Origin of the sequence: Paenibacillus sp. FSL H7-689 (assembly GCF_000517905.1) — a bacterium.
GTDB lineage: Bacteria > Bacillota > Bacilli > Paenibacillales > Paenibacillaceae > Paenibacillus > Paenibacillus amylolyticus.
Window position 1 is genome coordinate 16861 of the sequence record NZ_ASPU01000010.1, and the last position, 22720, is coordinate 39580.

Consider the following 22720-nt stretch of genomic DNA (forward strand, 5'->3'; position numbering starts at 1 on the left):
AAGAACTCTCATCTCCCCCTTTGATTTACCAAAAATGGTTTTATTCATTATATTAGATCATAACATAGACACGTCCTAGTCGGCTCATCAATCGCGCAAAATTACCGCAGGTACAAGCCGAATGTAGATTAGCTCCCCTGCAAGCTCCACCATCGTCTGAGTAACGATAACAGCCGCAGCTATGGTTGCCCATTCTGGCGGGAGTGCCAGCGCCAACGGCAGAACAACCAGCGAATTCCGTGTGGCTGAACTGAAGATCAGCGCCCGCCCCGCACCTGTATTCAATCGAAACTGCTTAGCAATGATTCGGGATATCCAAGGCATAATGATCATAAAAGCAACGTAGATCGGGATCACGTTCACGATGATCGCTATATCATTGTAGACTTTGCCAATCTGGGAGGCGACAACCACGAGCAATGCGAGTGCCATCATCGGAACCGGGAGCCATGCCGTTGCGTTCATGACACGCTCCCCGCTCGCTTTACCTTTTGAGAAGACTTGTGTAACGACAGCGAGCAGCAGTGGAATAACGATCAGGAACAGAAAAGCCTCCACGAACGGCCCAACCTGCATGACCTGTGCTACCTCAGCACCCATCAATAGCCATAAATAAACCGGCAACAGAATCATTTGTATAACAAACAGAAGAGGTGTAGCGGCGAGCATCAGTTTCTCATGCCCCTGCCGAGCTGCGTGAACACAATGACGTAATCAATACAGGGCGTTAGCAGTACCAGATAGACTCCGATCAGAACGCCAGGTGATTGTGGAAAGACCAGTGTAAGCAACCATACGACTACAGGTACAACGATAAAATTAGCTACCAGTAACGCGCCCATAAATCGCAGGTTGGACCAGGATTCTTTTAACTTTAAAAAGGGAATCTGTACGAACATGCTATATAACAAAATGGCAAGTATCGGAGACACCGTGTAGTGCAAAATATTCCCCCATGCCGAACTGCTTAGTCCTATCGCTGCTCCTACGAACAGTGCAACTACATAGAACCAAGTCTGCTGTTTCTCCATCGTTTCTCTCGAAAGCATTCTTCTCCTCCTCCGTTGGACATGTGGGACATAATATCGTGTGGACATATTCCTGCTTCGCTTCGCGTACATTGGGACAGAGTACCATTCCAACGTAGCGGCAAAGCACAAGAATTTGAAAGGTCATCTTGTGAATTTTTTGCGGCTGTTATTAGAATGTACGAGAACTGGGTATATTCATTGTAGACTGACCCGTGGTTCATTCATTTCGTTAAACCAAGGAGGAAACTCAATGTCACGTAACAATCCGTACAAGTGGTTAAACGCCATTGGTTTTATCGCTGTAATTATCGTGAACTACCTTTCCAACGCTCTGCCAATCGGAGGCAAGACCAACAAAGAAGTATCGGATATGTACCCTGTGCTGCTCACACCTTCAGGCTATGCCTTCTCTATATGGGGTCTGATCTACCTGCTATTAGCAGGGTTCGTGATCTATCAGTTCGTGCCCGCTTCCTGGAAAAGGGATTCGATTACCCGTCTCGGGTATTGGTTTCTGGCAAGCTGTGCCTTCAATGTAGCATGGATTTTTGCTTTTCAAAACTTGCAGACCGGTCTCGCTTTACTGATCATTGTACTGCTTCTATTGTCTCTGATCATGCTGTATGTAAAAACACGTGCCATTACGGTTCCGACCACTGCTGAGATCTGGCTTGTAAAGCTGCCATTCAGCATCTATCTCGGATGGATTAGTGTGGCAACCATTGTCAATGCAGCGGTGCTGTTATATAAAATTGGCTGGGATGGTTTTGGTATCAGCGAACCGACTTGGACGATCATCATGCTGATTGTCGGTATGGTGCTGGCTGTACTCGTTAGCTTCCGTTATCGGGACAGTGTGTACCCACTTGTGTTTACATGGGCGTATATCGCCATTGCACTTAAACAAAAGGATGTCACTTCCGTATATTATACGGCAATCATCATTGCGATCGTACTGGCCATCTACGCGGTATGGCTGTTCTTCGCCCGTAATCAGGATCGTGATTAAGATTTCCCCCTTCTATATAGCGCTTAAATATAATGCAAAAATGCAAAAAGCCGATTCTGGTCATTCGACCTGAATCGGCTTTTTATGTATATCGGCGCGAGTGAAGGTTGTCCTATTTCAGGGCAATTACCTCAATCTCCACCAGTGCATCTTTTGGCAAACGAGCCACTTCCACTGCACTACGTGCAGGATAAGGCTGTTCGAAGAACGTGCTGTACACTTCATTCACAGGAACGAAGTCGTTCATGTCTTTCAGGAACACCGTCGTTTTCACGATTTTATCCATACTTGTACCTGCTGCTTCAAGGATAGCCTTCACATTGCTCAAAGACAGACGTGTCTGCTCCTGTACATCTGCACCGAATTCTCCCGTTTGGGGATTCAGACCAAGCTGTCCGGAAGTGTAGATGAAATCGCCCGCATCAACGGCTTGACTGTATGGACCAATGGCGCCTGGCGCCTGATCGGTAGAGATTGGTTTTTTCATGGACGAGTTCTCCTTCATGTTCGTTATCCTGCTGCCACAAGGGGTCAGGGTTCGAACTCATTTTTGTTGCCTATTATACCACGATCTACCTCAAGCGAGAAACGCCCATCCCTAGCCACATGAAGCATACAGCTCGTTCAAAGGTTTCTTAGCCCCCGTCCACACCAAGGACATGAATGACATCATTGGGATACACGTGGTTTCCCTTGGTTTGCACCAACGCAATATTCGTCATGGCCTGTGCAATGGTTGCAGCGTGGACCGCCCGGTATTTGTCCACTCTGCCTTTCATCCAGCGATCCAGAAGCTTCATCGCATGGGCAGCCATCTGCTCACCGAATCTCTTCTCGTTTCGATCTCCCAGGATTAAGGACGGGCGGAAGATATGCAATGACTGAAAACCGATATCGGACAATGCATCCTCCATTTCCCCCTTGGTCCGACTGTAAAAGACTCGGGAACCTGCGCTCGCTCCCATGGAGGAGATCACAAGCATCTGTAATACTCCATGCTGCTTCGCAATCGTTGCTGCACGAACCGGGTAATGGTAATCCACCTGATGGAAACTCTCCTGACTGCCTGCTTTTTTGATCGTGGTACCCAAACAACAGTACAGGTCATCGATTCCATCGAATAAGTGGCCTTGGCTCTCCAACTGTTCCCAGTCCACCACATGCTGTTCCAGTTTGGGATGTTGCAACTCAAGCGGACGTCTAACCAGAACACGAACCAGGCTGTATGCCGAGTGCTCCAGCAGATTATGAACCAGTAATTCGCCTACAAGCCCGGTGGCTCCAATCACCATGGCTTTCCGTTCGAGACGATTCAAATACATCCCTCCACTTCGCCATCTTTTTTGAAGTCATACCAGATACATATGATCAATCTAAATATTTACAAGGTTGTTCTGTCATCGAAGTGCCCGTGTAAATATTCATTAGTTGAAATTTATATCGTTTCTATTTTAACAGTACACGACGTCCAAGGGTAAATGTCAGAATCAGCATCACGACACCAACCCCCATCTGAAATCCATAGGCTGAGATCCAGGCCAGCGCATCGGACCAGGTTTCCATCTTTTCATACAACCAGCCACCCAACAACGGCCCGAGAAACGAAGTGACTCCGGTCAGAGCCGAATACACCGCGACAAACATCGGTCTTTCACTTTTGGGTGTGTCTCCAATCGTAAAGTTAAATGCCAGCTGGTTGAATCCACCTACCCCGATCCCAAGGAAGATATGAGATAGAAATAGTGCGATCAATACGGGCATGAACGACATTAACCCCCACGACAAACAGGAGAGTGCAATGACTGGCAATGTCCAAAATAGGAGGGTTTTGTTGCTGAATCTGGCATTCAGATTACCCCAAACATAGAAACCGGCCATCATAACCAGCGTCTGGACTACCGTGATCAGGGATACCGTCTGATAATTGATGTTCAATAGATCGAGCATAACATAGGAATAAAGCGGAACAATCAAGGTCTGGATCAATAACCATGAAGCCAGGAACAGCGTTGCTTTCAGGAAAGAACGATCCTGGAACGGCTTGATGAACATGCGCCAGAAAACCTTTTCGGTAGAACGTTCGAAGGGAACGTCCGGATAGAAGAAATAGATGACTGTATTGGCAATAGCACAGATCCACACCGGAATAAACAGGATCAGAAAGCCCATTTCTCCCGGGTAACGGTCCAAAACAATACCGCCTGCAAATAAGCATACGCTTCCAAGAGCATTCAGAATCGTATTTCGAATTCCAAAATAACGCCCTCTCACCTTAGCAGGTACGATATCGCCAATTAGTGAAGTCCAGATCATACCGCCGATGGTATTTGATATAAAAGCAACCGTATACACGCCAATATATACGCTTACCCACCACTCTTTGGGGAATATGAACGGGATCAGTCCCGTTGCACTCCACAAGATGCGATGTGTGCCCACAAATAACAGAAGCATGCGTTTACGGCTGCGAATACGCTGCATCCAGTAAGCTGCTCCGATCTGGGCAATGTTCACAAACGTCGTAATCGCGAGCACAAAGCCGATATGTCTCGACCCGGCCCCAAGGTACAGCAGAAATCCGGTTAAAAATGGGCCTCCCAGCAAGGTCTGTAAAATAATTGCCGGTACACCCTCCCATGTTGCAATCGATAAATTCGTGCGTTGTGTCGAACCCTTGCGCCGTGGTTTGCTTGCTAACGGGGGAGGGTTAACGTTGACCGTCTTCTGTATGGGGATACACTCCTTAGACCGGGTCTCAAAAGCCGGTCGATGCTAGTTGTCATCCCAAATTCTACTCACGGCGCGAAGGTTGTCAACTCATTTTTTCACGGTCCAACGGGAGATAGAGATGGAAGGTGCTTCCTTTACCTTCAGCGCTCTCCAGTTCAATCGATCCCCCCAGTAATCTCGCTAAATCCCGACTGATTGACAGGCCAAGTCCGGTACCGCCAAATTTTCGACTAATCGACCCGTCAGCCTGTTGAAATGCTTCAAATATGGAATGATGCTTGTCCTCAGAAATGCCAATTCCTGTATCCTGAACGGAGAAAATAAGCCATCGATTCTGAATACCTGCATTCTTAATCTGCTTGGTGCTTACGGTCAGCGTGACCTTCCCCCGGTGAGTGAACTTGATGGCATTGGACATCAGATTCCGCAAAATCTGTTGAACCCGCTGGGGATCAGACCAGAGCGTCTCGGGCAGTCCCGTTTTTTTGTCCAGAACCAACTGAATACCTTTTTTCTCGGCAACAAGCTGAAAGTGGCTCATGGCATCTTCTGTAAGTTGTGCGACACTGATATCCTCCAGTACAATATCCAGCCGCCCCGCTTCTACTTTGGAAAGATCCAGAATATCGTTAATGAGCGTAAGCAGTTCCTGCCCGGAGTGGTCGATCATATTGGCAAAACGTATAATATCCTCCTGATCCATCGTGTCGGCATTCTCGCTGATCATCTGGGCAAAGTTAATGACACTGTTCAGTGGTGTACGCAGTTCATGGGACATATTGGCGAGAAATTCGGATTTGTACTGTGAGGCAATCATCAATTGTTTCGCTCGATCCTCCAGTACAATCTGGGCTTTCTGTAACTCTTCCTTTTGCACAGACAATAGCCGGTTTGTACTCTGGATCAGCAAAATTCGATTCTGTTCATTCTGAAAATCACGTAAAATAAATGCAAAAATAAGGCTCAGCAAAATGCCTGTAGGAAGTGTATAAGGCATAATATGTGAAAAGAAGTATGTAGCCGGGATCACACCAACGATAGCGATGTTTATACTGTTGACCACATTGACGATAACTGTAACAAGGATTCCTTTAATAATCAGCCTGTAGTTGCTGCGTCTCATCCATATATTCAGACCTGCACATATCACGCCCAAAATAGACATGTTAAGTACTGCCGCCAATGTAGCATCCGTGATGCCAAAAGTCAGCCTCGACAGCCCAATTCCAATACCCACGATAATTACGCTATAGGGTTGTCTATACGTTAGAACGGCAACAATTAAAGGAACATATCGAAGATCAAAGACCACTTCATCGGTGAGTTGAAACCCAAAAACCGTACTGATCCAACCTGCAAAAATAAGGACAAGCACGGAGCTGATCTGCTTCACTCGGGAAGAGGTACGTATTACGACATATTTATAGAACACACTAGCAAGATATGCAATGGTAATAAGCATCCCCATATTCAATACGAACATTTTTGAAAATTGCATTCACTCACTCCTGTTGAACCGACTTTACTGGCCAAATTACCTTCGTCCGTATGTGTCTCTATCATATCATGCCCATTGAAGCTTCGGCATTCCTTCTTCGTCAAAAAAATACACAAAAATACACAAATCAGGATTCAATTTGTGCGCTGGTCGTAGTAGAATATATTGTTGTTTAAATTTAAACTACTATATAGATTGAACTAAAGAATAATTACACTTGCCACTCCGATGACAGAACAACCTTCTGATCGCTGTTATCCCCAGATTTTTTCGATTCCCTTTTCTGAAAGGGAAAATCCGTGGATAAAGGCGAAGCGTATGCTTCCGATGCAGCTTTCTTTCAGAAAGCTTTTAGCTCCGCTTCTTCAGGTTATTTCTGTCCTCTGCGTTCTCGTGTAAATGAATGTATAGTGCAACTCATATAGTTATTTGCTGGGGTCATGTTCGTCGGAACATGAATGAAAGGAGAAAGATGTTGTGCAATTGTTAAAAAGCAAATCCTATTGGCTGTCATTGAGTTTAATGCTGTCTTTGGCCGTCATGGGGCTCTTCTATGATATTCTTAATAGTCCAGAACGCGGGTTCGTAGTGCTTGATTCGCCGCTCGACCGGATCATTCCCTACGTGCCTGGCATGTCCATTCCATATTTGGGCTGGTACCCGTTTGTATTCGGTGTGCTCGCTTACCTGTGTGCCAAAGATCGCCTGACGTATTACCGCGTCTTGTTATCCATGAATATCTGTGTCTGGATATGTTATCTGATCTACTTCAACTTTCAGACCATGGTACCGCGCCCGGAACTGACGGGTACAGGCCTGGGAGCATCTGTCCTCGGATGGCTCTATAGTCAGGATCGTCCTTATAATTGTTTTCCAAGTATTCATTCTCTTCACTCTTATCTGGTTATGCGTGCTGTTCTCTCGGTTCCAAGCATCCGCAAACCCATCAAGATTTTGGTGGCCGCCGGGGCAGCAACTATTATAGTATCCACGCTAATGATCAAACAACATGTAATCTATGACGCCTTGGGTGCGGTCATACTCGGCGAATGTGTTCTCACCATCATAACAGGCCTCGCTCTTCACCGGAGACGCAGAAAAGAATCGAAGTGGACAGAGGGGATCAGCTGATCCCTCACTTCGATGGTTTCTGAAGATGCTGTTGTCGTCTCCATTCATCAATAAACAAACCTGCAAAATAGGGGTCCCATTGGGTCCCTTTTCCTTCTTCCAAAATCGTTAGCGCTTTCTCATGACTCATCCCATTCCGGTATGGTCGATCAGACGTCATGGCATCAAAGGCATCCGCTACCGCAATGATGCGGCCAAATAGCGGAATCTCATCGCCTGCCATCCCATCCGGATACCCTTTGCCATCATATCTCTCATGGTGAGATCGTACACCAGGCAGAAAGTCAGCCATGGCATCAATGGGTTCTATCTGGAGCAGAATACTCTCTCCCTGCACGGGATGTGTCTGAATAATTGCGAATTCTTCATCGCTTAGTTTTCCATCCTTCAGCAACACCTCATCAGGTATGCCGATTTTCCCGATATCATGAAGCAGGGCTGATTTGTACAATAAATCCGCCTGTTCCTCACTCATTCCGCTCAGCTTACCAATCATCAGCGAATACTCTGCCACACGCATGGAATGTCCTGCCGTGTACTTATCTCGGGCATCTAAAGCAGCAGCCAGCGTAGAAAAATAACTTTGCAACAGCTGTCGATTGCGTTCCTGTCTCATCTCCAGCCGATTAATCATCATATTAAAACCGGAGATCAGTGCCGAAAACTCATCCGCATATAGATCCGGAGCTCGTCTGCCAAGATCTCCCCCCTGAATTCGGTTCATCTCATGCGTCAGTTCAGCAACTGGATCACGAACATCACGAATCAACAGCCAGCTTCCCACCAGCGCAAACCCCGCGCCCAGAACAACGATGAGAATTCCCCACAGTATGTACTCTTTCGCAAATTCACTGTCCATATACTGAAGTCTGATATATGTAGCCAGGAAAAATAGAAATAGAGGAAATAAGCCAATCAGTGCCGTACTTAGCTGAAATTTACGCTGGATCGATACCAGGATTCGCCCTCCCAGTGAAGGTTCCATCCCGTATTGGACTTTGCCTCGATGTCGAATCTCAAGTAACAGGGGTCTAATCGCCCGCACCGTTAAGTAATACTCAATCAGCGCATGCATGATGGCAATCAGAAAGGCACACGCAGCGGCCACGACAGTATAGAAGTAAGGAAATTCAAGCCACCCTGTGGATATCATCCATAATGTTAATCCGGCTGCCGGAAGTGAGAAACCAAGCATGTGCGGACCCATGATCCGATATATGGTCTGTCCCGGAAAACGATGAATTTTCTCATACATGTGGTTCAATTCGTCTCTCTCGTGATGCTCGGAAGTGAAAAATTGTCTTATGGGGCCTAGCTGCACCCACAGCGTAATTAATTCTGCAACCAGCATGAACAAGAGTGAAATCAGTACAATGAAGATGAGCCGAACAAATTGAATATTGGGTATTTGCAGAGTAGATACCATAACTACTGTACCGACAACAAAAACAGCTGCCAGTGAACCGATCAGATAATTGCGTATCAGGCGAAAGATAAATGAACGGTATGCTTCCAACTGAACCCCTCACTCTCTATGTGCAACCAGTTCTCCCTTGAGATACAGGGAGATTAAGGGTATTGCCTTCTATTTGTTTATCGGTTGCTCCGACAAAAAAAATTAATAAAATCCAATGGATGGGCATCAGAACTGGAAAACACAAAAAGGCTGCTCCACGACGGAGCAGCCTTTGGTGATATATCCTATATTTATCCTTTAATCTTGGCAGCCAGAATCATTGTACCGCGCGGCTCATCTCCCATTGCATCCGGTTCAAGCGTGATGGCAACCGTATCATAGTCGTTGGCCGAATCCAATGTGTAGTATACCGCTCCCGTTCCGTCACGACTAAGGAAAGTACCCGCATTCTGAGGGGTATCTCCTTTGATCAACCAGACCTGAAAAGCCTCGTTGCCTTCCAGGTTCGGCAGGTTCTCAGCCTGCACAACCAGGTGAGTGCCTTTGCTGTCAATAACGATGGTTGCGAGACCCTGAGCTACAATGTCCTGCGTTGCAGGATTCAGCTTCACTGCCTCGCCAGTCTGCATGCCCTGTGCGGGCTTCAGAGCTGATGCCAGCTGCTCTTGCAGCTGTGCATTCTGCGCCTGTGCCTGCACCAGTTGCTCTTGCGTAGCCGACGAGCCCGCCGCTTGCTGCGTCAGCGAGTCGATCTGGCTTCGCAGCTGCGCCGTGTACACGCCCAGTAACAGTGCCGCGGCCGCAAGGGCGGCACTGGCTATGCGCCAGGCGCTGCTGATGCGCGCACGCGCGTGCGCTTGTGGCTGCCATGGCTGTGCCTGGGCAGCCTCTTCCACCCGGGCCGCAGGCACCGCCGTTACCGGCGGCAAGCCTGGCCCGGGCTGCGGCGCAAGATCCTCCTGAAGCACCACGGGTGCTTCAGGCTCTGCAGGAGTAGCCGCTGGCTTCGCCTCGGCGCTCTCCTGCACATGTCCGAGCACGTTGCCCAGCACACGTGCTCGCATGCCTTGCGGCGGTGCTACAGGTTCCGCCGCAAGTGGCAGGAAGCCAGTCACTTCCTGCAATTCCCTTACCTCCTGGCGGCAAGGTTCGCAAGTTGCCATATGCGCTTCAAACGCCGCCACTTCCTCTGCTTCCAGTCCGCCCAGCACATACATCGGTGCCAGATCAGACCACTCCTCATGTCGTTCTATCATGGATGTATGCCCTCCCTTCCCGCGTCCGGATGCAATTCAGCATCGGCCAGCAACTTTTGGAGCTGTCGCATGGCAAGCCTGACACGGCTCTTTACTGTACCCAACGGAATCCCGAATCGGCTGGATACTTCCTGCTGGGTTAATCCCGCATAATAAATCGATTCTATAACTTGTTGCTGATCACCGTTTAATTGGGACAACGCCTCTTTAATCCGGGTACCTTCCCATTTACGCTGCACTTCTTCTTCCGTATTCGTATGTTCATCGGCATAGGCAGCCAGTGTCTCGTGTTCAACTGAAGTAGTCGCTGCCCCTTTTGATTTCCGCCTCAGCATGTCCACTGCAATGTTACGCGTAATCGCAAACATCCATGTGGTCAGCTTCCCCTGTGAGGCATCGTAACGTTCGGCATTATTCCAGACCCGCATAAAAAGTTCCTGAACGGTCTCTTCTGCCGTCATGGGATCACCAACGATCCGGTAGGCAAAAGAATACACCGCTCGCTCATAACGGTCATATAAAAGCTCCAGTGCGGAGGCATCACGTTCCGCGATCTGCCGCATTAACCTGCTGTCCTCCATCGATTCAGTCATGCGAGGGCCCCTTTCTGTTTCTTCCCTCTTATTATAACCTACGCAGAATCTTTTGAAGAGGATTACCCCTATGAAGAAATAGTTTGAAAAATTTTCTGTATCTTTTCAAACTAACCTTTCACTTTCTAACTTAAAAACAGTCCGAAAACATGCTGCTCTGGTCGCGCTTTCCTTTTTATTGCAGAAAATTACAACCTGTGGTATACTATAAGAGTTGTATTAAACAACCTCATATGATTTCTGTCTTCTTTAAACCCCGGAATATTTTCTTCATGCTGCGACCGCAGCGAACTCTAAGCACAATTAACCTATGAAGATTGAAGAACCTGAATCACAATAACCCGGTAGTACAGAGTTTCACAAGATGTTCCCATTCACACTGGCGCGGTCATCGGAGCCGCAAGGACAAAAGAGAGGTAGGGCTTTTGTTGTTTTGGATATCACTTATTCTTGAGAAGATTGAAAACATACACAAAGCACCCGGAATTGGGTTCCGGGTGTTTATCCATGTCTACATATCCAATTTAGTAACATCTACAGACTGTCGGACACCGTTCCTACATTAAGAAAAGTCCTCCTTCCACTTTTCAGACTAACCAGATAAATTCGGCTCTGCTTTAAAACTTTTCCATTCTCCCACTGACTGCACTCCTCGATACTTACTTCTTACTTCTTACTTCTTACTTCTTACTTCTTACTTCTTACTTCTTACTTCTTACTTCTTACTTCTTACTTCTCCAATTGTGCAAATAACTTCGGCCTCTAAAGCAAATGTTTACGCTCACCAGACGCTAACGAATCCTGCACACCTTATATTGGGGATTTCTGTGCTATGTAAAATTTAACGAATCTCAGCCACGTTAATCCATGGCACTTCATGAATATTGGCTCCAAACATGCCCAGATTCAGATAATAAGACATCTACAATTCGTTAAGCCTTCAATTTTTGCAAAAATGCATGGAATAGCGTCTGTGGAGTTCGTTAAAGAAAGTAATCCCAACGCTCCTTCACTTCTAATAAAAAAGGGACACCGCAGGATGAAATCCTACGCTGTCCCGCTCTGAATCATAGGTACGTTATGCCCCAACATGGAACTCAGACTTCGGAGTTTATTTAGAGCATCTATCACAACGATCCACGATCAGCAAAGTCCCCTTGCACTCACAAATCCTTAGATAAACATCGTTTTGGAGATGATGACCAGCAAGATGAACAGTACGAGGATCGTACCCATGGAACCCCAGCTTCCGCCGCCATGACCATAGGATACTCCACAACCCTGTTGATAACCGTGCATCATTGGAGCCTGATTGGCATGGTGTCCGTATCCATAACCATATCCCATTGGCATTGTTCCACAACCATATCCATACCCATGCATTTCATGACCTGTGTATTGGTATCCTTGCATATGCTCATAACCTCCCATATGTCCGTATACGTGTCCCTGTCCGTTCGGTGAATTCGGTTTTACTTCGCTCATTGTTCATTCCTCCTTAACATTTGCCTACACCCCTAAGCTATGTATTCAGCCTACCTCTGGACCGGGCTATCGCCCTCATTTTGACAAAATGGGCGTTTAGCCATGAGGTACCTTCCCCATTTTCGAAGCATACGCCATCCTTCCTTTTCTTGAATTCCACCAATTCTTCCGTTCAACCACAAGCTATCTTATCTTCCTGGCTCTCCACCATGCTTGTCCTCTAGAAAAAAAACCCCACCGGTTGCCCGGCAGAGCTCGCCATATTATACCCAGAAAGATTTAGTGATGATTACGAGAAGAATGAACAGAACCAGGATTGCTCCAGTCGATGTCCAGCCGCCGTATCCTACGCCTTCAACTACGTTGCTCATGCAGAACCCTCCTTTACAAATATATTAGGGTCCAAGCGGTTTATTAGATCAAGAATGCTTTAGAGATGATGACCAACAAGATAAAGAGAACCAAGATCGCGCCAGTCGATGTCCATGCGCCGCCGTATCCACCTACTACTCCACTCATGTAAACCCCTCCTTTGATTTGAGGTACAGTTCACTATATGCACCAATCACACATGGGACCGGGCTCAGGTCGAAAATGGGCTGTTTTTTTTCCACCGACTATTCGCTAATTGCACCTACATAAAGGGTTAGTTCTTAAGCCGGAATGTTATGTTCATATATGTTTAAGTCATAAATAAATCCCACGGTTATATCAACCAAATGTATGTACTATCACTCAAAATGGATACCCATACGGTATATTATTAGCTTTTAACTTGTTAAATACAGATAAATTATCTTTTTAGTAATTATGAATACTGAAATCTTTATTTATGTTATTATTTTACTAATAAAATAGAAAGGAGTTTCCATGCCCACCACCTAAACCAGATTATCCCAAACGAAATGATGACCTTAGAAAAAATCCCAACCGATGGGAAGCACATTAGGAGAAATTAGACATAATGAAGAAACTTATTACGATTTTGGCATTAGCCACATTGCTTAGTGCTTGTGGTAATTCAGAAACAAATACAACAACCAATAGCCAAACGACCGAAGCATCCAAGGCAACTGAAACTGTCTCAACAGAAGCTAAAGCTACGAAATACACTACATATAGTGGAGAAGGATTTTCTTTTGCATATCCTGAATCCTGGAAAAGCGTAGATACAAGTCAAATGAATGCTCCATCCATTAAAGCTGCTTTTTCAGACCAATCTTCATCAGTCACATTTGCAGATAATATGAATCTGACGATTGAGGCCAGCTCAACCGGTTCAATTAATCCTGAAGAATACGCCAATAATATAGTGGATTATTACACACAAAGCGGTTCAAGCATCGGCATTTCCGATTATAAAAAAACCAGCTACACAAACAAGCCTTATAAAGAATATAGCGCTGGTGTCTTGGAAGGAGCCTATAAGCATTCCTCGGGTACAGATGTTATCCTTGTGCAGTATCTGATTCCGACCAATACAGAACTCTATACCATGACGTTAACCTACGCCAAGGATACTTATAATCAGGATGAGATCAAAGATATCCTTGATTCCCTAAGCATTACTGCTCCTCTGGAGCAAACAGCACCAACTGCAACAACTGGAAATTCATCTGTTACGGCATCAGCTGCGGATTTCTTTAATGAGTTAACTCCGTACATTACAGAAGACACAGCCTTTATGGAGCAGGCATCTTATGATTTCTTTGGTAAACATAACGATGTATTCCCTGCCATTACGGCAGAACTAAGCAAAAAGGTACAGGGGCTTGTTGACTCCAATGTAACGACACGTCATCTGAATAAAAATGTAGCCAACTATTACAATACTTTCGTACAAGTTAACGGGGAAGTCATTTCCGTTGAAGAAGATAGCTCTCTCGGAGCAACTTTCTCTATCGTTCATGTCATGGATGAGAACGGAAACGATATTATAGCGTTATATCCTGCAACGACCGGAGATTTGCTTGATGGTGATTATGCCACGGTTATCGGTGCGCCAATTACCAACTTCTCTTTTGAAAATGTTGGCGGTGGTTACACCAACGCCACGTTGATTGGTGCATCATTGGTAGTTGCAGATTAATTAAAATGTTAAATGAGTATACAAAAAGACCCAGCTTAATGAACGTTAAGCTGGGTCTTTTTTGTCTTTCAGTTTATAGATGTCAGAAATACACGTTAACTACACAGACAGACACAATCTAACCTTTAATTAATGACTTATAACATACCGAATAACCGTATATACGGATGTTTATACTAAACCATTAATTAGGTCTTGCCTGAAGTGACGTCAGTTTATCCTGAACCGATTGTAACTTCTGTATACTGGAGGCATCCGGTTTATCACGACGGTCGTCAATTTTGACGGATGTGGAAACACGCTGAGCTCCTGACAGAAACGGCGCTTCATGCAGAGCCGCAATTGCTGTAAAGATCTCGTTAAGTGGTCCCTCAATAATGGTGCTCATGGAAGTTAACTGATATGTAATGCCCCGTTGATGTTCCAATACCTTTTGCATGTCCGCCACATAACTGCTTAGACTGGTTGTACCCGTTCCGATTGGAATTACAGTCACTTCTGCTATTGCCATTTTGCTCCGCCTCCTCTGGGCCCCGTGAACAACCGCTGCCGCTAATTTTAGTCGATTTTTGACTATTTTTATTCTACCAGTTGAATGCGTTACAATTCAAACTGACGTGATGACGTCATTCAAATTGGCCAAAAATTTTTTTTGATAAATCTTCAAATCTTCCAGTCCTTTTCCTTTGCGGATTCCTGGCTTAAATGGTATACTCGGAATTACGTTTTACTGTATCGGCCCACTTTACAAACACAATATGTTGGGTTACAGTATGTTGACAGCTACAAAATGTAGTAACACTAGATTTCTCCGCTTCTATTAGTCACCTTCTGCATTCTCGCGAAAAACAGGATGAAATCACCTCCAAAGGCACGTCCCTGTAGGTGTAAATCGCTTTCTCGAAACAGAGTTGACATGGAGGTTAACGGGGCTGTTTGGACTGCATCCGGTATCCTCAAACTACAGGCACATCTGCAATAGACCAAAGCTTACATAAGCACCCTTTTCTGTCGATATCCAGAACTTCTAAGACAGTAAGGAAGCCAGAGCATCCATGGGCATTTTCAGCCGCGAGGCGGGAGAATGCTTTTTATATGAGCATGTTCTGAATTGTGCTGTTTTGTGCTCCTCAAGTTGAGCGATTTAAGACATGAACTTGTCACCGCCGTTTCAGTCTGCCAAAAGCAACCTTTACCTTTTTCTCACCGTAAGACAACACTCAATTCTTTATATAAAGAATTTCTCCAATTTATATCTTTAACATGCGAAAGCGAGGAATATTCATGCCACAAGTTGTGACCAAGCCGAACAACCGCCAGCTTGCCTTTGATGATATGCGCATCTCGGTATATGCCGACCGTACTCTGGAAGGACTGGAAATGCTGGACAAGGAACGTCTGGTACGTGGGGTAAACAGCAAGCTCCGCCGTGATGAAGTTACCGGAGACGAAATCAGCAACGCTTTTATCATGAGCGCACTGGAATTGGTAACTAAAGAGGAGCCTAATTGGAAATTTGCAGCGGCACGCTCCCTGCTCACTTCCCTTTACAAAAAAGCGGCTACCAACCGCAGATACAAGTCTTACCCGGACGAGCCTTATGGCGCATTCCACCCTCTTCTTGTAGATCTCGTGAAGAAAGGTATCTACCGCGAAGAATTACTGGAATGTTACACCAAAGAACAGATCGACGAACTTGCTGAGTGCATTGACTACCGCAACGATCTGCTCTTCGATTACATCGGCTTGCTCACACTGGCAGAACGTTACCTCGCTCACGATTTTGATGGAAAAGTAATGGAACTGCCACAAGAGCGTTATATGGTTATCGCCATGTTCCTAATGCACCAAGAGCCTGCCGAGAGACGTATGGATCTCGTCAAGGAAGCATACTGGGCAATGAGCAACATGTACATGACCGCTGCTACTCCTACGATGTCCAATGCAGGTAAAAAAGTAGCCGGTCAACTCTCCAGCTGCTTCATTGATACGGTGGACGACTCACTCGAAGGTATCTTCGATTCCAACACGGATGTAGCTCGTCTGAGCAAAATGGGTGGCGGCATCGGCGTTTACCTCGGCAAAGTCAGAGCTCGTGGTTCGGATATCCGTGGTCACCAAAATACAAGTTCCGGTGTAATCCCTTGGATTCGCCAACTAAACAATACAGCGGTCAGCGTAGACCAGCTCGGTACGCGTAAAGGTGCCATTGCCGTGTACCTGGACGTTTTCCACAAAGACATTCTGGCCTTCCTCGATCTGAAGCTGAACAACGGTGACGAGCGTATGCGTGCGCATGACGTATTCCACGGCATCTGTCTGCCTGACTTGTTCATGGAGCGGGTATCCACCCGTGGCGAATGGAGCCTGTTCTGTCCGCACGAAACGAAGAAAGTGATGGGCTGGAAGGACGAGAATGGTCGTGCACTCGGACTGGAAGATTTCTATGATGAGTCCTTTGGTGAAGGTGCGTTCCGTGATAAATACGAAGAAGCGGTGAATCACCCACTGCTGTCCCGGATTACAGTACAGGCGATTGACATCATGAAGCGTGTACTGAAATCCCAACTGGAGACAGGTACGCCATACATGTTCTACCGCGATACGGTTAACCGCTCGAATCCTAACCGTGCACACGGTATGGTATACTCCTCCAACCTGTGTACCGAAATTATGCAGAACCAGTCTGCCACTGTAATTGAAAAGGAAGAACTCGTAACCAAGGATGGACAAACTCGCATCGTGATTTCCAAAGTGCCTGGCGACTTTGTTGTCTGCAACCTGAACTCCATCCATCTGGCACGTGCTATACCTCATAATGTATTGGAGCGTCTCGTTCCAATTCAGGTGCGCATGCTGGACAACGTTATCGACATTAACAACATTGAAGTGTTGCAAGCCCAATATACCAACAGCCAATATCGCGCAGTCGGTCTGGGAACGTTTGGACTTCACCACCTGCTTGCTCTCGAAGGCATTCATTGGGAGTCTGAAGAAGCTGTAACGTATAACGATAATTTGTATGAAAAAATCAACTACCTGCTCGTGAAATCCAGTATGGAGCTGTCCAAAGAAAAAGGACATTATCCTAAATTCAAAGGTTCCGATTGGGAAAGTGGTCATTACTTCGACCAACGCGAGTACACATCAGGTGAGCGCGTAGGCGAGTTCGTGACAACCGAACAGTGGAAAGAACTTCAAGCCGAAGTACGACAAAACGGTGTACGTAATGCCTGGTTGTTCGCCATTGCACCTAACGGTTCCACGTCCATTATTGCCGGTTCAACGGCTAGTATTGATCCGCTCTATGAGCTGTTATCTTATGAAGAGAAAACAACTTACAAAATTGCCAATCCGGCTCCGGATCTGTCCGAAAAAACAAGCCCTTATTACCAAACAGCGTTCCAGGTGGACCAACATGCTTCCATTAATATGGCGGCTGCCCGTCAGCGCCACGTCGATCAGGGACAAAGTTTCAACTTCTACGTTCGACCAGATATTAAAGCAACAGAATTCCTGGAATTGCATCTGCACGCCTGGAGAGCCGGCATGAAATCAACTTATTATGTTCGTAGCCGTGCATTAACGATTGAAGAATCTTGATTTTTACGCAATTTACGCTTTATCCATGATAGAGAAGATTTACTAGATTTGAGGTGACCACCAGGGCATCCTGTTTTGATTGCAAAATGGCGTTGCCCTGGTTCTTTTTCGCCTAAAAAATGATCACAGCATCGCAAGATGTTGATATAGATGCCACATTATACAACCCTAATATATATAAAAGAATTAATGATTACACGATAACGAAGAGGACAGAACAAAGCTGAAGAAGCGGAGCGCTCGCCTTTATCACCGGATTTTCCTCTTTAAAAGAGGGAATCAAAAAAATCAGGGGATAACAGCGATCGGAAGGTTGTTCTGTCATCGTAGTTATACAGTGTAAATTCATTCAAGGAGTGAACGGAACAATGCAAGTACAGAAAATTTTTAACACCGAAGCCCCTAACCAATCAACCCGTATTATTGAAGGTGAATGCTCCGGTATCCTGAACTGGAACGACATTCGCATGCCTCATATGTACAAATTGTACAAAGTACTGCTGCTCAACCACTGGATCGCAGACGAGATTCCAATGTCCAAAGATGCTTCCCAGTTTGCTCAACTGGATGAGGAAGAGCAACGTACGTTCAAAATCAACATCTCCCTGCTCGCGGTACTTGATTCAATGCAGACGATGTTTGTTGGTGACGTAAAACGTTACTTTACCGATTCTTCACTCGAAGCGATCTCGGCCATTATCGGACAACAGGAAGTCGTTCATAACCAATCCTACTCCTACGTTCTGTCTTCGATCGTATCTGATCGGGAGCAAAAGGAAATTTTTGAATATTGGAAACATGATCCAGTCCTGCTTGACCGTAACCGTTTCATCGCAGACATTTACCAAACATTCCGGGACGAGCCGTCTCCACAGACGTTCTTCCAGGCCATGGTAGCCGATTTGGTACTCGAAGGTATCTTCTTCTATAGTACGTTTGCCTTCTTCTACAACCTGGCCCGTGACCAGAAAATGATGGCAACCAGCCAGATGATCTCGTATATCCAGCGGGATGAAAACCAACACTGTTACTTCTTCGCCGAAGTGTACAAACAGTTGCTGGTAGACTTCCCTGAACTGAACACACCTGAGAACATGGACTACGTATACACAACCATCCATCGTGCTGTTGAGCTTGAAACCAACTGGGCACATTACACACTCAGCAACGTGCGCGGTATTGACCTGAACGAGTTGGAAGATTACATCAAGTACATCGCCAACAAACGTCTGCGTCTAATGGGTATGGAAAAAGCATATGAAGGTGTGGATGTAAACTGCATGCCTTGGATCAAACCATTCTCCGATGAAGCACTAAATGCAACCAAAACCGACTTCTTCGAAGCTAAATCCCGTAACTACGGTAAAGTTGGCGACGATAACGGATTTGACGATTTGTAATAAAGAATAGATTATAAAAAAAAAACACTCCCTGAACTGTGGCTATAATGCCTAAGTTCAGGGAGTGTTTTTTAATTCGTATGTACAAACATCATATCAGCGTTGAACTATTATAATTTAATAGAGATATTTCTTAATCTAATAAATTCAAGAATCGTATATAATTCTTGAAATTTTTCATTATTCAATCTTCTTTCATTTGCCGTATGAATATGAAACGGGTCATACATCGTAATATTAGCAGGTGTTTCATCAGGATGATAATGAGCATGGAATTTCATAATCAACTCTTTTTGATCATCATACCAATCATACCAATATAACTCGATGAATCCCCCGTTTCGATCTATCTCCTCTACACAGTACATCTTCGATAAATCATTAAAGACAATTGTTTTACGAATAGTTCTAGCACTGCTTGGAAGACCCTGGGCACCATCTCGAATCTCCATAATAATATCTGAAAAATCATTCTCAATAAAACGAAAATTACTTTTCGGTATCTTTAAAGCCAAGACGCTGCCTCCCCAAATGGTGTTTCCAAACTTGTGCATCGGTTTCTTCTTCAGGTGTTAAGTTCAATTTAGTTCCGAGTGTCCGTTCGAATTCCCCTTTGTATTTATCTTCATATAAGGCAATTTGCCCTGTGTGGTAATCCAGGTCACTGACTTCTATTGTGGATTGGCGTTCTGCCTCTTCCTTTTTCCACATAGTCACAATCTCTTTAATCGTCGTTCTCTTACCTGATCCATATACATATGTAGTATCGTCTGGGATGAGATTATGTTTGTTGGACCCGGCTCTTTGAATCCCCATAAAACGGCCTTGATCAATCCAGTTAAAAATCGTCGTAATACTCACTCCAAAAAATACAGATAATTCTTTAGGAGTATAAGAATGTACAACTTCAATAGAAGGAATAGAAGGAACACCACTGTCTGTAATTCCTGTCGGTACATCCACTGCTTGACTTAACGCATGTTTGAGAAGAGTAACATACTTTTCTCTAAAAATATCAGCATCTTCAAAGATAGATTCATCCAGGTTACGGACAAATTCAGCATTATTTTTGACTGCAAATGCCAGCACTTTGAACAGTAAAATGCTATTATCCGAATTACTTAAGCTCTGAACTAACTCAGAAGCAATCTCATCCGTGTTCTGACTAAATATATTCTTCTCAACTCTTGTGATTCCCATATCCATCTCACCTCACACTCCTAGTATAGGATAGTAAAGTTTAACTTTCAACATCATACTTAAACAAAGTTAAACACAACTTAAACTTTATAGATTAAACTTAAAGTATACTTAAACAGTATGCTACGAAGAGCTTGATTTATACATTCTCCAACCAACACATACTTATTATATAATGAAAGAGATTCATACCCCTCCTACGGAAGTGAGGCCTATTCATGGAAAGAGAACTGCTGGAACAAATCAACTTGTGGCATGAGCAGGACCAATTCAGTCTCATTATTGAACATATTGAACGAATCCCCGTCTCAGAGCGGGATTATGATCTGATTGGTCAACTCGCCAGAGCCTATAACAATGACGCACGTTACCGCGAAGCCATTCAACATTTGTTGTCTGTCCAGGAGCGTGGAGTAAACGACCCGCTCTGGCAATACCGTTTGGGTTATGCATACTGTCATATAGCGAGTTATGAACAGGCATTACTGGCTTTTGAGAGAGCTGATGAACTTCTGCCCCATGATGAATCTACCCTTGAATTCCTTCGCGAGATTCGTCCCGAAGCGGACAAGATGCGTCAAGATCGCCAGCGTCATGAAGAGGAGCTTGCCGCATTCGAGCAGAGCGGTATACAGAACCATCTAAGAGCCGCTTCAGGGACTTATGATCCCGCAACGTTCTGGGTACAGAGTGATTATGCCCAGGAAAATCATGTATCAGAACCTTTTGATGAAGAAGAGATTTTGACTATTGAGAAGGAATTGGGTTACAAGCTGCCCGCTTCCTATATTCAACTGATGAATACGCAAAACGGCGGTATCCCTGCGCTCACTGTATTTCCCACCAAAGAAGCTACTTCCTGGGCTGAGGATCACATTTCCATTTCAAGCATTATGGGAATTGGACACGATAAAATATACGCACTCGCTGGTGAGCTGGGAAGTCGGTTCATGATCGAAGATTGGGGATACCCCGACCTGGGGATTGTGATCTGTGATTGTCCATCCGCTGGTCATGATGTTGTTATGCTGGATTATCGCTTCTGCGGCCCTGAAGGTGAACCCTGTGTAGTTCATGTCGATCAGGAAAATGATTATGAGATTACATATCTTGCGCCGAATTTTGAAGCTTTCATCCGTGGATTGGTCGATGAGGATACGTATGACCTGTCTGACGAAGAGAATGAGGACTAACACCCAGGAGGGTCTGGCCATATGACAACCCGTATATATTTTGGTTCCAATCAACTTGGCGAAGTGGCCGCAGTTCCATTGCAGGATGCGCTGAATAAGCTTGACCTGGGAACCCTTGAAGATTATCAACGAACGGATAAAGGGGTTATGGGTCAGACACTGCTCATTCGCTCTTCCCGTGGAGAGTATATTCTGAAAGGCAATCCTTTATATGCAGGACAGTTACAGGAAGAAAAGTTCTTTGTAGAACAACTGGCAAAACATACGTCCATCCCTGTCCCTGATCCATATTTATTACATGAAGATACCCATCTGCTAGGCTGGAGTTATGCCATAATGCCACGCCTGCCCGGGAATCACCTGTATGATCCAGCATTCCAGGCTTCACTTTCACAGCAAGATCAGGAAGAGATCGCCTGTATGTTTGCCCATACTTTGGCTGAACTTCATCGCTGGAAGGTGCCTGATGCCGGGGAATATGATCCTGTAGCGCAGCAGATTGTTTCCTTTGCAGGCGATTATCTGGACTGGTTGTACGGAACCATTCGTCACTGGTTACATAATGCTGAACAGTACTCGGTGATTACGGATGAAGATGTTCAGTGGGTGGATGAGCAATTCAAGAATGCTGAACCGGCATTTCGGTCCAGAGCTGTTCCGTGTTTTGTTATGGGAGACTTCAAGGTCGAGAATATTTTGATTCAAAATCTGGACGGTCTTTCTTCAGGGTGGCAGATTAGTGGTTTGTTCGATTTTACAACCGGCTATTTCGGAGACGGCACAGCCGACCTAACCAAAATATCCACCAGGTATGTTCGTGAGGGTCAACCAGAACTGGCCGCACAGTTCCTTCTCTGCTACCGGGATCTGGTCTGTGCAGCAGATGAGGAGAAATGCCAACACTTCCGCACACGTCTCAGCATGCATCTGCTCTATCAGCGTATCTTGTGGTGGGGGGAAGCCAAAGCGACAGGACAAGTGACGTGGGCAGCCGACCTGCCTTTTGCACAGTGGGCGCAGCAGTCCATCGATTCGATTGTCGCATTGTTAGATTAGTAGAATGTATCGTTCCATATATGTCGCCC

General features: G+C 45.4%; 20 protein-coding genes and 1 pseudogene. 7 read left to right on the forward strand and 14 right to left on the reverse strand.

Translation table 11 applies throughout. The features are described from left to right. Window positions 1–87: 87 nt before the first annotated feature. Window positions 88–1049 (reverse strand): annotated as a pseudogene (locus C170_RS06040) (arsenic resistance protein). A gap of 232 nt (window positions 1050–1281) precedes the next feature. On the opposite strand from C170_RS06040, the gene C170_RS06045 reads away from it, so the two are divergent. Beyond that, window positions 1282–2040 (forward strand): tryptophan-rich sensory protein, encoded by a 759-nt coding sequence (locus tag C170_RS06045; RefSeq protein WP_036607354.1) that lies wholly within the window; start codon window positions 1282–1284, stop codon window positions 2038–2040. Between the two features lie 112 nt (window positions 2041–2152). Here the strand turns inward: C170_RS06045 and C170_RS06050 are convergent, their stop codons facing one another. The 4 genes from C170_RS06050 to C170_RS06065 form a co-directional block, all read right to left on the reverse strand. Next, window positions 2153–2527, reverse strand: a complete 375-nt coding sequence (locus C170_RS06050; RefSeq protein WP_017690870.1) for a RidA family protein — start codon at window positions 2525–2527, stop codon at window positions 2153–2155. A 148-nt stretch (window positions 2528–2675) separates the two neighbouring features. Next, a complete protein-coding gene (locus C170_RS06055) occupies window positions 2676–3332 on the reverse strand; it encodes an oxidoreductase (protein WP_370739109.1) in 657 nt (218 codons plus the stop codon). 154 nt (window positions 3333–3486) lie between these two features. Then, window positions 3487–4644 (reverse strand): MFS transporter, encoded by a 1158-nt coding sequence (locus tag C170_RS06060; RefSeq protein ID WP_235193865.1) that lies wholly within the window; start codon window positions 4642–4644, stop codon window positions 3487–3489. A 208-nt stretch (window positions 4645–4852) separates the two neighbouring features. After that, window positions 4853–6268, reverse strand: a complete 1416-nt coding sequence (locus C170_RS06065; RefSeq protein ID WP_036607362.1) for a sensor histidine kinase — start codon at window positions 6266–6268, stop codon at window positions 4853–4855. A 477-nt stretch (window positions 6269–6745) separates the two neighbouring features. Here C170_RS06065 and C170_RS06070 point away from each other — a divergent pair, with 477 nt between their 5' ends. Beyond that, on the forward strand, window positions 6746–7399 hold the full coding sequence (locus C170_RS06070) for a phosphatase PAP2 family protein (protein ID WP_036607365.1): 654 nt from the start codon (window positions 6746–6748) through the stop codon (window positions 7397–7399). A gap of 4 nt (window positions 7400–7403) precedes the next feature. On the opposite strand, the gene C170_RS06075 is transcribed toward C170_RS06070, so the two are convergent. The 6 genes from C170_RS06075 to C170_RS31295 form a co-directional block, all read right to left on the reverse strand. Beyond that, window positions 7404–8915 carry an HD domain-containing phosphohydrolase gene (locus C170_RS06075; protein WP_036607368.1) on the reverse strand — a complete coding sequence of 504 codons (1512 nt, stop codon included), beginning with the start codon at window positions 8913–8915 and terminating at the stop codon, window positions 7404–7406. Between the two features lie 191 nt (window positions 8916–9106). Further along, entirely contained in the window at window positions 9107–10072 is a 966-nt protein-coding gene (locus tag C170_RS06080; protein WP_036607371.1) for an anti-sigma factor, read from the reverse strand. Then, a complete protein-coding gene (locus tag C170_RS06085) occupies window positions 10069–10665 on the reverse strand; it encodes an RNA polymerase sigma factor (RefSeq protein ID WP_036607374.1) in 597 nt (198 codons plus the stop codon). Before C170_RS06085 ends, C170_RS06080 begins: the two co-directional genes overlap by 4 nt. A gap of 1173 nt (window positions 10666–11838) precedes the next feature. Continuing rightward, window positions 11839–12150 (reverse strand): hypothetical protein, encoded by a 312-nt coding sequence (locus tag C170_RS31290; RefSeq protein ID WP_017690878.1) that lies wholly within the window; start codon window positions 12148–12150, stop codon window positions 11839–11841. Window positions 12151–12413: 263 nt separating this feature from the next. Further along, window positions 12414–12521: a hypothetical protein gene (locus C170_RS31120; protein ID WP_017690879.1), complete on the reverse strand. Its 108-nt coding sequence runs from the start codon at window positions 12519–12521 to the stop codon at window positions 12414–12416. 43 nt (window positions 12522–12564) lie between these two features. Continuing rightward, complete coding sequence (locus C170_RS31295) at window positions 12565–12669, reverse strand: hypothetical protein (protein ID WP_017690880.1); 105 nt, start codon at window positions 12667–12669, stop codon at window positions 12565–12567. A gap of 445 nt (window positions 12670–13114) precedes the next feature. Here C170_RS31295 and C170_RS06095 point away from each other — a divergent pair, with 445 nt between their 5' ends. Next, on the forward strand, window positions 13115–14239 hold the full coding sequence (locus C170_RS06095; protein ID WP_036607376.1) for a PsbP-related protein: 1125 nt from the start codon (window positions 13115–13117) through the stop codon (window positions 14237–14239). Between the two features lie 184 nt (window positions 14240–14423). On the opposite strand, the gene C170_RS06100 is transcribed toward C170_RS06095, so the two are convergent. Further along, a complete protein-coding gene (locus C170_RS06100) occupies window positions 14424–14750 on the reverse strand; it encodes an MTH1187 family thiamine-binding protein (protein WP_017690882.1) in 327 nt (108 codons plus the stop codon). Window positions 14751–15523: 773 nt separating this feature from the next. On the opposite strand from C170_RS06100, the gene C170_RS06105 reads away from it, so the two are divergent. Both C170_RS06105 and C170_RS06110 read left to right on the forward strand, forming a co-directional pair. Beyond that, window positions 15524–17842, forward strand: a complete 2319-nt coding sequence (locus tag C170_RS06105) for a ribonucleoside-diphosphate reductase subunit alpha (RefSeq protein ID WP_036607378.1) — start codon at window positions 15524–15526, stop codon at window positions 17840–17842. 368 nt (window positions 17843–18210) lie between these two features. Continuing rightward, window positions 18211–19242 carry a ribonucleotide-diphosphate reductase subunit beta gene (locus tag C170_RS06110; RefSeq protein WP_036607380.1) on the forward strand — a complete coding sequence of 344 codons (1032 nt, stop codon included), beginning with the start codon at window positions 18211–18213 and terminating at the stop codon, window positions 19240–19242. A gap of 110 nt (window positions 19243–19352) precedes the next feature. Here the strand turns inward: C170_RS06110 and C170_RS06115 are convergent, their stop codons facing one another. Beyond that, window positions 19353–19757: a toxin-antitoxin system TumE family protein gene (locus tag C170_RS06115; RefSeq protein ID WP_051447033.1), complete on the reverse strand. Its 405-nt coding sequence runs from the start codon at window positions 19755–19757 to the stop codon at window positions 19353–19355. Further along, window positions 19732–20448 (reverse strand): helix-turn-helix domain-containing protein, encoded by a 717-nt coding sequence (locus tag C170_RS06120; RefSeq protein WP_036607382.1) that lies wholly within the window; start codon window positions 20446–20448, stop codon window positions 19732–19734. The genes C170_RS06115 and C170_RS06120 overlap by 26 nt, the downstream gene beginning before the upstream one ends. Before the next feature lie 212 nt (window positions 20449–20660). Between C170_RS06120 and C170_RS06125 the strand changes: the two genes are divergently transcribed. Together C170_RS06125 and C170_RS06130 are read left to right on the forward strand one after the other, a co-directional pair. Further along, a complete protein-coding gene (locus C170_RS06125; RefSeq protein ID WP_036607384.1) occupies window positions 20661–21635 on the forward strand; it encodes an SMI1/KNR4 family protein in 975 nt (324 codons plus the stop codon). Between the two features lie 21 nt (window positions 21636–21656). Continuing rightward, the gene (locus C170_RS06130; protein WP_036607386.1) at window positions 21657–22691 is read left to right on the forward strand and encodes a phosphotransferase family protein; all 1035 of its coding nucleotides are present in this window, start codon (window positions 21657–21659) and stop codon (window positions 22689–22691) included. Window positions 22692–22720 lie beyond the last annotated feature (29 nt).

What these genes read in the sequence shown, in the direction of transcription:
- C170_RS06055 (WP_370739109.1), bottom strand. Translation starts at nt 3,332, where the DNA reads ATGGTGATTGGAGCCACCGGGCTTGTAGGCGAATTACTGGTTCATAAT.
- C170_RS06125 (WP_036607384.1), top strand. Translation starts at nt 20,661, where the DNA reads ATGGAAAGAGAACTGCTGGAACAAATCAACTTGTGGCATGAGCAGGAC.
- C170_RS31295 (WP_017690880.1), bottom strand. Translation starts at nt 12,669, where the DNA reads ATGAGTGGAGTAGTAGGTGGATACGGCGGCGCATGGACATCGACTGGC.
- C170_RS06080 (WP_036607371.1), bottom strand. Translation starts at nt 10,072, where the DNA reads ATGATAGAACGACATGAGGAGTGGTCTGATCTGGCACCGATGTATGTG.
- C170_RS31120 (WP_017690879.1), bottom strand. Translation starts at nt 12,521, where the DNA reads ATGAGCAACGTAGTTGAAGGCGTAGGATACGGCGGCTGGACATCGACT.
- C170_RS06120 (WP_036607382.1), bottom strand. Translation starts at nt 20,448, where the DNA reads ATGGATATGGGAATCACAAGAGTTGAGAAGAATATATTTAGTCAGAAC.
- C170_RS06100 (WP_017690882.1), bottom strand. Translation starts at nt 14,750, where the DNA reads ATGGCAATAGCAGAAGTGACTGTAATTCCAATCGGAACGGGTACAACC.
- C170_RS06045 (WP_036607354.1), top strand. Translation starts at nt 1,282, where the DNA reads ATGTCACGTAACAATCCGTACAAGTGGTTAAACGCCATTGGTTTTATC.
- C170_RS06105 (WP_036607378.1), top strand. Translation starts at nt 15,524, where the DNA reads ATGCCACAAGTTGTGACCAAGCCGAACAACCGCCAGCTTGCCTTTGAT.
- C170_RS06095 (WP_036607376.1), top strand. Translation starts at nt 13,115, where the DNA reads ATGAAGAAACTTATTACGATTTTGGCATTAGCCACATTGCTTAGTGCT.
- C170_RS06130 (WP_036607386.1), top strand. Translation starts at nt 21,657, where the DNA reads ATGACAACCCGTATATATTTTGGTTCCAATCAACTTGGCGAAGTGGCC.
- C170_RS31290 (WP_017690878.1), bottom strand. Translation starts at nt 12,150, where the DNA reads ATGAGCGAAGTAAAACCGAATTCACCGAACGGACAGGGACACGTATAC.
- C170_RS06110 (WP_036607380.1), top strand. Translation starts at nt 18,211, where the DNA reads ATGCAAGTACAGAAAATTTTTAACACCGAAGCCCCTAACCAATCAACC.
- C170_RS06065 (WP_036607362.1), bottom strand. Translation starts at nt 6,268, where the DNA reads ATGCAATTTTCAAAAATGTTCGTATTGAATATGGGGATGCTTATTACC.
- C170_RS06085 (WP_036607374.1), bottom strand. Translation starts at nt 10,665, where the DNA reads ATGACTGAATCGATGGAGGACAGCAGGTTAATGCGGCAGATCGCGGAA.
- C170_RS06050 (WP_017690870.1), bottom strand. Translation starts at nt 2,527, where the DNA reads ATGAAAAAACCAATCTCTACCGATCAGGCGCCAGGCGCCATTGGTCCA.